An 11,890-nucleotide genomic window follows, 5' to 3' on the forward strand; every position below is an offset into this window, starting at 1 on the left:
CAGGAAGAGGAAACAAGCTGTGTCATCCAAAATTCCCGTTATGTCAGCGCGTGAACGGACACCGCTTGATCCTTCCATCACACCAGCACAGATCAACCTGCTGGTTGAAAGCTTTTATGGCAGAGTACGCCAGCATGAGACGCTGGGGCCGATCTTCCTAAAAGAAATGGGCGAGGACTGGGGGCCGCATCTGCACAAGATGAAGCATTTCTGGGCCTCCGTTTTGCTGAAGACCGGATCATACAAGGGCAAACCGGTTCCGGCTCACGCAAAAATCACAGGCGTGACCACGGAGAACTTCCATGAATGGATGGATCTGTTTGAAGAAGAAGTTCATGCGATCTTCTCTCCCGAAGCCGCACCTCTTTTGCTGGCGACTGCACAGCGCATAGCTCAGAGCCTCTGGCTGGCAATGTTTGCAGATCCGTTTGCAACGCCTCCTGCCAAGTTTGGCACGCGCGCCGCTTAAACATCATTTACTGATTATAGGTCAGCTTGCTTAGCTCGGGAATTTCTTTTTCGAGCGAAGCGCGTTTTGTCTGAAGTATTCACGCAGCGCTTCCAGCTCGTCAGGGCGCCGGCGCACCGTATCAGCGAACAAACGCTCATCAACGACCGTATGGCATCCTTCAGCCCACAAACGCAGCAGAACTGCAAAACGATCAGAACGCTCTTCTGTGGTGAGGGGAGTGTTGGCCTGACGCGTTGAGTTGGAAAGCAGACGGCTACGCAGCCCTTTTTCCAGGATCAGACAATCAAGCAGATAGGCAGCGGTAAACTCGTCGGCAAGATGAGCGACGGCTTCCCTCAAGGATTGAGGCACATATTCAGATACATACGATTGCCATGCAGACTGAGGCTGACTAGCAAGATCAAACATTAAATCCTCCATCGGTTTCCCGAGGAGGACTGGCGCAAAATCCATTGAAACTACCGCTTGGTTGTTACGAATGATGAAGACGACGTCCTCAGTTCGAAACCACATCCCTTTCGGCGGAGACCACCTTGCCCGGTTAGGCAGGTTGGCGAGGGCGCCAGCCCTTCTCTTGATGATGCGTAGGATTTGGCACGAAAATGAGGCAAATGCAAGTGGGCACCTTTCCTTTGTTCTTTGTCCACACTTTCAAACTTACGTTATGTCGTATTCTAGCACCACAAAACGCAACTTCCGCTAAGTGAATATCTTCAATTTTTGTGGTTCTATAAACCGAGTTCCCGTCATATCTGAGTATTCTCCTCAGACTTTGAATGAGCGCATAGTGACAGCTCACTCAGCAGAACATTCCGAATAATGCGATAACTTTTCTCAGTCAAATTTCTAGGCCGTTATGGAGGAAAACCCATGTGCACCACGAAACCTGTTCTCTATGGAGTCCTGTCAGGGTGCGCTTATGCTTTGCTGCTAACCACTTCATTAGCAGCAACAAAAACCGAAACCGTTGATGGTGTCGCTACCGAGTATGTCGAGCAGGACACCGACGACCAGAAAACTCTGGCCCGCAACACCGGTGTGGTGGTGATGCCTCCAGGCTTTCGCATCGAACCTTACGCCGTTGTGCCGGATGCGCGCCATATGGCAGTCGCGCCAGATGGTAAAACTGTTTTTGTTGGCACAACCACAGATCGAGTCTGGGTGGTGACGCAGGATGAAGACACCAAAAAAGCTGCTGAAGTCCGTCAGTTTGCTCCAAATCAGTCCTTTGTCATCCCCAATGGTGTCTGCTTCACCAAAGATGGCTCACTGATCCTTGCCGAGCAAAACCGCGTTTTGAGCTTTCCAGATGCTTTAGAGAACAAAGAGCAGGGCAAACCTGCTGTGAAGGTGCTTGTTGGTCAGGGAATGCTCATTCCTCCTTCTGAAGAAAGCTACAATCACTCCGCCCGTGTATGTGATCAGGGGCCGGACGATCGTATCTACATCTCTCTTGGACAGCCCTACAACGTACCGCCCAAGATGAAGCTGAAGCTCTATGACAGTCTCGGCATCGGCGGCATCATCTCCATCACCACCGATGGAATGGATCGCCAAGTCTACGCCACTGGCATCAGAAACTCCGTAGGCCTGGAGTTCCATCCAGACAGCGGAAACCTCTGGTTCACTGACAATCAGGTCGATGGCATGGGCGATGACATTCCACCTGAAGAGCTGAACAAAGCCACAGAACCCGGCAAGAACTACGGCTTCCCATGGTATGGCGGTGGAACCGTTAGAACCCCGCACTACATCGATGAGCCCGTACCAAGCGGTGTGGTCGATCCTGAAGTCGAGCTGGATGCGCATGCAGCCAGTCTTGGTATGACGTTCTATCAGGGGGATATGTTCCCTGATGAGTACAAAGGCGGCGTCTTCATCGCGCAGCATGGCTCATGGGATCGTTCCGTGCCCATTGGCGCCCGCGTGGTCTTCGTTCCAATCAACGCGCAGGAAGAAGCTGGAGAACCCAGCATCGTTGCAACTGGTTGGATTGACGCCAGCGGTGACTATCTGGGTCGCCCCGTTGATGTGGTTGAGCTGGGCGATGGTTCCCTGCTGATCTCAGATGACTCTGCAGGCGGCATCTATCGCATGTATTACGAAGGTAACTAGGCCTAAAACAAATAAGACCAGAGGAACCCCTCTGGTCTTCTCATCTTCTATCGTAAGCCCTTAGTGCTCACCGGGGATACCTTTGTAGGCATTCGGTCCCCAAACCTCTTTAACGCGCTGGTCACGACCACAGCGATAGCGGTAGTACTTGTAGCGGATCGGGTTCTTCTCATAGTAATTCTGATGGTAATCCTCTGCGTCGTAGAACGTGGACGCGGTGCGGATAGGCGTTACAATCGGACGGTTTGTTTCACCGGACTTCTCAAGTGCCTTCTTGGAAGCTTTCGCTTTCTTCAGCTGGGCAGGGGAGGTTGCAAAGATGGTTGTCTGATAGCTTTCACCGCGATCGCAGAACTGGCCACCAGCGTCTGTTGGATCAACAGAATGCCAGAAAGCAGTCAGCAGCTCTTCGTAAGACACCTTCGCCGGATCAAACTTCACTTCCAGCGCTTCAATATGGCCTGTGCCACCAGCAGAAACCTGCTTGTAGGTCGGGTTCTCTGTACGGCCACCGGTGTAGCCGGAGGTGGTCTCAAGAACGCCATCGATCTTGTCAAAATCAGACTCGATGCACCAGAAGCAACCGCCTGCAAAAATGGCAGTCTCGGTTTTCGCAGCGTGGGCAGGCTGGCTCACAGCATAAAGCAAAGGAAGAACGGCAAGGGCTTTCGCAGCTTTGCGTGCAATCATCTCAGATCCTTAAATCAGGTCATGCATTGGAATTGCCAAAACCCTAGCAGCGGCCAGAGCACAACGGAAATGAAGTCACATCAACAAAACGTCAGGTCTTGAGAGCACTAAGTTTAAGCAATTTGAGAGCTTGAGTAACGGATTGTCATATGAAAGCGTAAGCTCGGAGAAGTAGCGCACCTATCTTTCGGATATTAGAATGCCCTTGGAGTTTCACCACGCCTCGTTATGGAAGTTTTTTTTAGGGATCACGCTTGTTACTGGTGTTTTGCTTGCAAGTCTATTTTACTTAGTCACTGAAAATCCCGAGCTGTTGTCTTTCGACTTCAGTGGGTTAGAGAGTAGGCGTCGAGGCGATCGTTACTTGTTGCTTTTGTGCTTGCTCGGTCTTCCTTTCTTCTTGATCGTTTCGGTACTCCGGATCCGAGTAAATAAAATGCCTTACCTCAAGATCACTGAGCAGGAGTTCGTTTTATGCTCTCTCTTCTTAAGACGCTCAGTTCTAAGAAAAGCAATTCTGGATGTGAAGATAATGCGACTGGGCGGTAGGTCTGGATTTTGCCTGAGTGTCAAACAGAACGATAAGAAGGTGTTTTCAAGTTTGGATTGGCTCCTCCTAACTTATAATTTCAAGAAGCCAATTAAAGGATATTCGCCAGTTATTTGGGATATCTATTTCCAAGGTGATGCAAACTCTGTTGTGGTTGCTTTGATGAAACCATCGCCGCAACCTAACGAAGTTTAGAGCACTACAGCTCGCAGGACATGTTCCACCCTGTCACGTTAAAGCCCGCCTTGTAGTAAGTGCGGATTGCGCCGTGGTTGTCTGGGGCGACCCGAAGCCCTATCCGCGAAAGACCCTGTTCCTCAAACATCGTCTTCAGCACTTGCAGCGCCTTGGAGGCATAGCCTTTGCCGCGATGTTCCGAGTACACCAGAAAATCCATGATGAACGCGGAGCCGTCATCGTGAAGCGTGTACCAAAGAAAGCCAACCTCAACTTCGCGCCCTTTGGTCTTGTTGAGGATGCTTAGCAGCTTGTTACGCTCATTGCTTTTGCCAGCAGGAAAGGCTTGCTCCAGGCTCTCCTTGGCTTTCTTCAGGGCAGCCTGCTCATCCATCTTGCGATTGGCCATCAGGTCCTGCGCATATTCAGAGATGGAAATAATCTGAAACTCATCAAAGCGGTCGGCGGGGAAGTCCTGAAGAACAATCATGGTAAGTCCTGGTTGGCAAAAAGGGGAGCGCTTCAAAATATCCTGCGCTGATCATGCATCACTGAGCTTAATCGAAGGCAAATACACCGCAAAGCGCAATACTGTGATTTCTAACAGGCGCTGATCAGCAGCAGTCATCTGTCTGGTAACCTCCAAAGCTTGCCGTGAGATGGCGAAGTGTTATTGGGGCCTTTCGAAAACCAATTCAATTCAGAGCTGCAAATCCTCCGGTTGGTTAGAGACCGTCACCTATACTCTGCGTTACTCTTGAAAAGGATTGCGCATGATTATCCTCCTGGCGTGTATCGCGGTGCTCTGTGGGTTGCTCTATGGCTACAACGAGGGCGTCATTGCGGGCGCGTATCAGCCAATCAAAGCGGAGTTTGCGTTCTCTGCGTATTGGGGAGGCCTGTTGGTTGCGTCCCTGTCCATTGGCGGTCTCATCGGCGCTTACCTGAGCTCCTACCTCAGTGACAGGTTCGGCAGGCGATCAACTGTCATGATCGCAGCCTTGTTCTTCATCACCGGTGCGGGCTTGTCTGGTGTCGCACAAGACCTTTTCATCCTCACATTCGCTCGTTCTCTCATTGGTATGGGGATCGGCCTGTCCTCCATGGCTGGCCCGCAATACGTATCCGAGATCGCACCGCGTAAAATCCGGGGCCGAATGCTGGGTGCGTTCCAGTTCATGATCTCTTTCGGCGTACTGATCGGTTACCTCACCAATCTGGTAACGCTGGATCTCGGCTACACCGCTGAAATCATCAACCGCTGGCAGTTCATGTTCCTCCTCTCCGCAATTCCGGCCGCACTGCTGCTCTTCGGCATCTGGAGCGCTCCCGAAAGCCCAAGATGGCTGGTCATGGCAAACCGCTCTGCTGAGGCGGAAGCGGTCTTTGAAAAGATCGAGCCAAATCGAACCGTTGAGTGGGTCAAAGGTAACGTCAAGCGCATCGAAGAGGACCTTGCCGAAGTCGCAGACCAAAAGGGCGGCTGGCTGGACCTCATAAACCCACGCAATCGTCCTATTACCAGCTTCTGTGTCTTCACTTTCCTGTTTCAGCAGCTCAGTGGCATCAACGCCGTCATCCTCTACGCGCCGGAACTGTTCGGTGACCTCGGCTTTTCAGCTGAGGCCAGTCGTCTGTCTGCAACCGTGGGGCTCGGCTCTGCCTTGGCGCTGGCCGCTGCGGCGAGCCTGCTTCTGATTGACCGAGTCGGTCGCCGCCCACTCATGGTCTACGGCTTACCCGCCTGCGCCTTCTCCCAGTTCCTGATCGTTGGCGGTTTCATCATGGGCGATGGCATCGGCACGGCTCTTTCTGTCACAGGCCTGTGCCTCTATGTAATCTCGTACTCCCTCTCCATGGGGCCATTACCATGGGTCTATATGTCAGAGGTCTTCCCGAATTATCTGAGGGCTAAGGGAATGGTCGTCGCGGTGACGGTGAACTGGGTCTTCACCTTCCTGGTGGTGTTTGTCTTCCCCAAGTTCAATCAGCTCTTCTCCATCACAGAGATCTTTCTCTTCTTCGGCATCTGCTGCTGTATCGGCACTGTGTATGCCGTACGCCGCGCACCAGAGACCAAAGGCGTCTCACTGGAGGATATCTACGACCTCTTCCATAAACGCGGGGGAGCGTCCGCTGAGGGCTCTGTGGCAGGAGAATAAAACAACAAGCACCAAAAGCACCGCATGACCTGTCATGCAGTGGGGAAGTTAAGTCCCCGAAGAACGGGGTGAGCAAGGCAAGCAGGCAATGCCTGCGCATTGTAAGTAGGTGAGTTTCTTCGGCATTGGCTGCTCGCCTCGCCCGGGCGTTTTTGTATGAAACAAGATCTCCACCGAAAGGCATTGGGAGCAGGTGCCTACCCATCAGGATCAGCCCTCACAAAACATAAAGCTTTGATCAGAACCTCCCCCTCTGAGCAGTTGCTATCTGGAACAGTTTGACCTGTCCATGACAGCTGCAGCTGCCAGTGTAGACGCCCATCGGGTGACCAGCTTCCGCTTGGTCCCTGCACTAAAGACTTTCAAGGGGTGTTTCAACGGACCCGCCAGATGATGCGTTACTTCACCCGGTAGCCCCGCCCAGCCCACGCCGCACTGACGGTCGGTCCGCCAGCTGCCCGTTTACGTGAACATGAGATAAGTATGCAGGAGACAGAGGAGAGGGGGATAAGATTCTGGATGATAACAAGTAAATTGGGGGAGGTTCAGTGTCTTAATTAATAAATTTGAGTATTGTTGCCATTGTGATCGATTAATAGCATCTGCCATGCGAGGTAAAGTCATTCATAGGTTGCGTAAATATGATTTTTCTAGCTCGATGAATACATTTTAATGTGGTGGTGATATTATGTCATATGCAGATATTTTGCCTATTTGGTGGAGTTTCTTGTGGCGTTCTCTTGTGGTGGGGATTCTCGCAGGGTTCGTCGCGGGTTTCATTGCAGGTTTACTGGCAGGAATCTTCGGGTTCTCTACTGGAGAGGCAGCAGGTGGCCTAGCTGGTCTTATTGTGTGGTTTCCGGTTAGCTTGTGGTCTTTAAAGGCTGCTTTGAGAAAACACAGTTTTATAGCAGCGCATTAGTTTTACGGCAGGTCTGGCAACAAAAAAGGGCGCCCCAAGGGACGCCCTAATTCTCATAGACTTATGAGGGTTTGGCTTAGAAGCCCATGCCACCCATGCCACCCATGCCGCCGTCCATTGGAGGCATTGCTGGGCCAGCGTCTTTCTTAGGAAGTTCAGCAACCATTGCTTCAGTGGTGATCAGCAGGCCGGAAACGGATGCTGCGTCCTGAAGAGCGGTACGAACAACCTTAGTTGGGTCGATGATACCAGCTTCGATCATGTTGACGTATTCTTCAGACTGAGCGTTGAAACCGAAGGTCTCATCAGCAATGTTGTCCTGAATCTTGCCAACAACGATGGAACCTTCAACGCCGGAGTTTTCAGCGATCTGGCGCAGTGGAGCTTCAAGAGCGCGCAGAACGATCTTGATACCAGCTTCAATGTCAACGTTCTCGGAAGATACTTTCTCAACAGCAGCTTTAGCGCGCAGCAGAGCAGTACCACCACCTGGTACGATACCTTCTTCAACAGCAGCGCGGGTCGCGTTCAGAGCGTCGTCGATGCGGTCTTTTTTCTCTTTAACTTCTACTTCGGTTGCACCGCCAACGCGGATAACTGCAACACCGCCAGCAAGCTTAGCAAGACGTTCCTGCAGCTTTTCACGGTCGTAGTCGGAAGAGGTTTCTTCGATCTGAGCTTTGATCTGAGCAACGCGTGCTTCGATGTCAGCTTTATCGCCAGCGCCGTCAACAATGGTGGTGTTCTCTTTGGAGATGTTCACCTTGTCTGCAGTGCCGAGCATGTCGATGGTTACGTTTTCCAGCTTGATGCCCAGATCTTCAGAGATCACGGTACCACCAGTCAGGATTGCGATGTCTTCGAGCATTGCCTTACGACGGTCACCGAAGCCAGGAGCTTTAACAGCAGCGATTTTCAGGCCACCGCGCAGCTTGTTCACTACGAGAGTTGCAAGTGCTTCACCTTCAACGTCTTCTGCAATGATCAGCAGTGGACGGGAAGACTGAACAGCGCTTTCCAGGATTGGAAGCATTGGCTGCAGGTTGGAAAGCTTCTTCTCGTGCAGGAGAATGAGTGGCTTTTCCAGGTCAGCAATCATCTTTTCAGCGTTGGTGACGAAGTATGGAGAAAGGTAACCGCGGTCGAACTGCATACCTTCAACAACTTCAAGCTCAGTCTCAAGGGACTTAGCTTCTTCAACGGTGATAACACCTTCGTTGCCAACGCGCTGCATTGCTTCAGCAATGTCTGCACCGATCTGAGTGTCGCCGTTAGCGGAGATGGTGCCAACCTGTGCAACTTCGTCAGAAGAAGAAATGGTCTTGGAACGTGCAGTCAGGTCTGCAACAGCAGCAGCAGTTGCCATGTCAACGCCGCGCTTCAGGTCCATTGGGTTCATGCCAGCAGCAACGAACTTAGCACCTTCTTTAACGATAGCCTGCGCCAGAACAGTCGCAGTGGTTGTACCGTCACCAGCGATGTCGTTGGTTTTGGAAGCAACTTCACGCACCATCTGTGCGCCCATGTTTTCGAACTTATCTTCAAGTTCGATTTCCTTCGCAACAGAAACACCGTCTTTGGTGATGCGTGGTGCGCCGAATGCTTTATCCAGAACAACGTTACGACCTTTAGGGCCGAGGGTAACTTTTACAGCGTTTGCAAGAATGTCGACGCCTTTAAGCATCTTCTCACGAGCGTCAGAACCGAACTTGACTTCTTTTGCAGCCATTTGTTTGTCTCACTTAAATTCTTGTAATTACAGAAGGAACGAGGGTTTGCTCGATGGCTTTAATTAAGCCAGAACGCCCATGATGTCGGATTCCTTCATGATCAGCAGGTCTTCACCGTCGATCTTAACTTCAGTACCGGACCATTTGCCGAACAGAACGCGGTCGCCAGCTTTAAGGTCGATAGCGATCAGCTCACCGTTGTCCTTGCGTGCGCCAGGACCTACTGCAACTACTTCGCCTTCCTGTGGCTTTTCTTTTGCAGTGTCAGGGATGATGATGCCACCAGCAGTCTTTTCTTCAGACTCGATACGGCGAACGACAACACGGTCGTGTAGCGGACGAAACTTCATAATTGGCTCTTCCTCTCATACGCGAGCGTCCCTTTTAGGCAACGCCCGGACGCGAAGGTTAAAAACTTTGAGAGTGGGTGAAACCTTGCGGCCCCACAGTGATTAGCACTCCCAAAGGCAGAGTGCTAACAACCGGGAAATGATGTAGTTTCACGCCTCTGTATAGTCAAGGAGAGAGCAGCAAAAAAATAATCTGAACGGCAAAAAATATAGGAATACTGCGAGAATTTGGGGGTAAGCTGGGTGCAAGTTCAACCCAGATTAGACCAATGGACTGTCGCATAGGGAAAGTTCGCAGGAACCCGGAATCAGGCAAAAGAAAAGCCGGCTTCAAGATCAAAGCCAGCTTTTGAATGGTCTGTGTAAGGCTTAAGCCAATCAGTTCTGAAGAGCTGCCTCTGTCATGGAGAACGGAAGCTCAAAGCTGCCGGACTTATCAGAGTTTTCGTCATTAAACCGAACCTTCAGCACATACTCACCTGTCTGCAAGCCAGTCAGGTTGAAGCTGAGGGAAGTCTGATACTCACGGATCTGGTTGAAGCTTTCAGAATGCAGGGTGGTGAACCCGTCCTGAGATGCCAGTACCTGACCAGTGGTGTTGCGCAGTTCAAAATCCACGCTCAGATCAATCGCATACTTGCCGCCGGTCTCCTTGTAGGAAAAGCCAACAGGCTCAGCATAAACGGTCAACGGATCTCCGCTCTGGAACTCGGCAGTTTCCAAAGGCGTGTAAGAACCGTAACTCTCGGCTGGCATTGCAATGAATTTAGCTGCGGTAAAAGCGAGTGGCTGCTGCTGCCAGGCAACGGCATATGCATCTTGTGCAGCTTTAAAGTCAGCGCTCAGCGCCGTCGCTTCTTCAGCAGATGCGGCGCTACCCAACAAAGCAACCGCAAAGATGGAACAGGTCGCAGCTTTTGCAGCTGACATCCCTTTCACTGTAAATGGCATTCTTAGCCCCCTAGAGCCAGCAGAACACAAAATCTGCGGCACTCACCTGATTCTTGGCGGTGGTATAACTCTTAAATCTAAGGGAGACAATACTGCCCCAATTCCTGAGGCAGCTTAGATATGCGTCGTGAAGACATTCCTCATGCAATGGTTAAGCAATTACCACGCAAACCATCACGCGTTGGCGCGCTCAGCCCAGGACTGCTTCTTGCGATAAATGGTAGAAGGGCTGATTTCCAGCGCCGCTGCAGCAAGCGCAATATTGCCGTCAAACGTCTCCAGCGTCGTCTCGATAATCTGCTTCTCCTGGAACCAGAGCGGCTCGATGGAACGACCCATGCTTGGGGCTGGTTCAGCAGTGCCAAAGGCGATCTCGGAGAGTACTGGCACAGTCTGCTCACGCAGCAACGGGGAAAGCATGAGTTCGGTGACTTCATCGCCGTCATTCATCACCACAAGCTGGCGAATGACATTCTCCAGCTCGCGCACGTTGCCTGGCCAGTTATGTTGGAGCAGAAGTGCTTCAGCATACGTTGAAAAGCGCTGAAATCTGCGGTTTTCCTCTTCTGCATACTTCTTCAGGAAGGTGAGGGCGAGGGACGGAATATCCTCCCGGCGCTCACGAAGAGCTGGCAAACGGATCGGCAATACATGAAGGCGATAAAACAGATCTTCACGGAAGCGACCAGCTGCAATTTCAGTCTTCGGATCTCTGTTCGTCGCACAGATCACGCGCAAATCCAGCGAACGAGTCTTATGCTCGCCAACGCGCTGAATAGAGCCGGTTTGCAGGAAGCGCAGCAGCTTGCTCTGCAGGCAAAGTTCCATCTCACCGATCTCATCCAGGAACAGCGTTCCACCGTCGGCAAGCTCGGCCGCACCGGCTCTGGCTTCATCTGCTCCGGTAAAGGCACCACGTGCGTGACCGAAGATTTCAGACTCCATCAGATTGGCTGGAATCGCTCCACAGTTGATTGCGACAAAAGGCCCAGATTTCCGCGCAGATCTGGCGTGAAGCGCCTGTGCACACAGTTCCTTGCCTGTACCTGATTCCCCGGTAATGAACGCCGGCGCACTGGATGTCGCCATCCGTTTGATCTGCGCATAAACGCTCTGCATACGGTTGGAAGAGCCAACAAACCCTTCAAACTGAGAGGAGGTGCCCGATGCTTCACCAGAGACAATCGCATCCGAACCAGTAGATGCTGTCACGGACGGCGATGGTGCAGTGGATTTGAAGACACCGAGGTGCGCCTCAAGCTTCTCCAGAAGCATTTCGCTGGTGTAAGGCTTGGTCAAAAAGTCATGCGCACCGTTGCGCATAGCATTCATGGCACGGCTCACAGAACCTTTGGCGCTCACAGCGATCAACACCGCGCGTGGAACGGCAGCAACGATCTCTGAAAGCTCAGCTTCTCCGCCAATGCATTCAAGGTCGACAATAACGATATTGATTGGGGTATGCCGCAGAAAAGCGACCGCATGCTCTTTGCTGGAAAGAATATGCGCAGGTTGTCCGCTGGTCACGTACTTCGACAAAGCGCTGCTGGTTTTGCGAGCCTCTGTGCGATTGGTGTCCACGACACAGGCGTTCAAAAACCTATTGTTAGCTTTGGGGGATCCCATTGGCAGGCAACCTCAAAAATCAATACATCAGGTCGAAAATCATTCGACACCCTGAGTTTGTGCAAACAGGGTAAACAAACCCTTTTCGTTTTTGAGGTTGGTTGCATTATGCAGTTAATTTCTACTGCCCAGAACGCTTCAGGCA

Annotated in this window: 11 protein-coding genes and 1 riboswitch; of the genes, 4 read left to right on the plus strand and 7 right to left on the minus strand. The window is 51.7% G+C overall.

Features of this window, described 5'->3' with window-relative positions; translation table 11 throughout:
- Positions 1-19: 19 nt before the first annotated feature.
- The gene (locus tag AC3CB2_RS00610) at positions 20-469 is read left to right on the plus strand and encodes a group III truncated hemoglobin (protein ID WP_352931558.1); all 450 of its coding nucleotides are present in this window, start codon (positions 20-22) and stop codon (positions 467-469) included.
- Positions 470-499: 30 nt separating this feature from the next.
- On the opposite strand, the gene AC3CB2_RS00615 is transcribed toward AC3CB2_RS00610, so the two are convergent.
- The gene (locus AC3CB2_RS00615) at positions 500-880 is read right to left on the minus strand and encodes a hypothetical protein (protein WP_008552208.1); all 381 of its coding nucleotides are present in this window, start codon (positions 878-880) and stop codon (positions 500-502) included.
- A gap of 47 nt (positions 881-927) precedes the next feature.
- Positions 928-1,058: riboswitch (SAM-I-IV-variant riboswitch) on the minus strand.
- Between the two features lie 284 nt (positions 1,059-1,342).
- Here AC3CB2_RS00615 and AC3CB2_RS00620 point away from each other — a divergent pair.
- Positions 1,343-2,587 (plus strand): PQQ-dependent sugar dehydrogenase, encoded by a 1,245-nt coding sequence (locus AC3CB2_RS00620; protein ID WP_352931557.1) that lies wholly within the window; start codon positions 1,343-1,345, stop codon positions 2,585-2,587.
- A 60-nt stretch (positions 2,588-2,647) separates the two neighbouring features.
- Here the strand turns inward: AC3CB2_RS00620 and msrA are convergent, their stop codons facing one another.
- Positions 2,648-3,277: a peptide-methionine (S)-S-oxide reductase MsrA gene (msrA, locus tag AC3CB2_RS00625; protein WP_014284252.1), complete on the minus strand. Its 630-nt coding sequence runs from the start codon at positions 3,275-3,277 to the stop codon at positions 2,648-2,650.
- Between the two features lie 199 nt (positions 3,278-3,476).
- Here msrA and AC3CB2_RS00630 point away from each other — a divergent pair, with 199 nt between their 5' ends.
- Positions 3,477-4,022 (plus strand): hypothetical protein, encoded by a 546-nt coding sequence (locus AC3CB2_RS00630; protein WP_352931555.1) that lies wholly within the window; start codon positions 3,477-3,479, stop codon positions 4,020-4,022.
- A gap of 4 nt (positions 4,023-4,026) precedes the next feature.
- Here AC3CB2_RS00630 and AC3CB2_RS00635 read toward each other — a convergent pair whose 3' ends face one another.
- Positions 4,027-4,494 (minus strand): GNAT family N-acetyltransferase, encoded by a 468-nt coding sequence (locus AC3CB2_RS00635; RefSeq protein WP_008552220.1) that lies wholly within the window; start codon positions 4,492-4,494, stop codon positions 4,027-4,029.
- A 283-nt stretch (positions 4,495-4,777) separates the two neighbouring features.
- Here AC3CB2_RS00635 and AC3CB2_RS00640 point away from each other — a divergent pair, with 283 nt between their 5' ends.
- A complete protein-coding gene (locus AC3CB2_RS00640; protein WP_352931553.1) occupies positions 4,778-6,166 on the plus strand; it encodes a sugar porter family MFS transporter in 1,389 nt (462 codons plus the stop codon).
- Between the two features lie 998 nt (positions 6,167-7,164).
- On the opposite strand, the gene groL is transcribed toward AC3CB2_RS00640, so the two are convergent.
- From groL to AC3CB2_RS00660, 4 genes are all read right to left on the minus strand, one after another.
- Complete coding sequence (groL, locus tag AC3CB2_RS00645; RefSeq protein ID WP_008552213.1) at positions 7,165-8,817, minus strand: chaperonin GroEL; 1,653 nt, start codon at positions 8,815-8,817, stop codon at positions 7,165-7,167.
- Between the two features lie 63 nt (positions 8,818-8,880).
- On the minus strand, positions 8,881-9,168 hold the full coding sequence (gene groES / locus AC3CB2_RS00650) for a co-chaperone GroES (RefSeq protein ID WP_008552275.1): 288 nt from the start codon (positions 9,166-9,168) through the stop codon (positions 8,881-8,883).
- Positions 9,169-9,546: 378 nt separating this feature from the next.
- Positions 9,547-10,119 carry a hypothetical protein gene (locus AC3CB2_RS00655; RefSeq protein ID WP_352931551.1) on the minus strand — a complete coding sequence of 191 codons (573 nt, stop codon included), beginning with the start codon at positions 10,117-10,119 and terminating at the stop codon, positions 9,547-9,549.
- Between the two features lie 174 nt (positions 10,120-10,293).
- The gene (locus AC3CB2_RS00660) at positions 10,294-11,700 is read right to left on the minus strand and encodes a sigma-54-dependent transcriptional regulator (RefSeq protein WP_352931549.1); all 1,407 of its coding nucleotides are present in this window, start codon (positions 11,698-11,700) and stop codon (positions 10,294-10,296) included.
- Between the last annotated feature and the right edge of the window lie 190 nt (positions 11,701-11,890).

Source organism: Pseudovibrio sp. SCP20 (genome assembly GCF_057774105.1).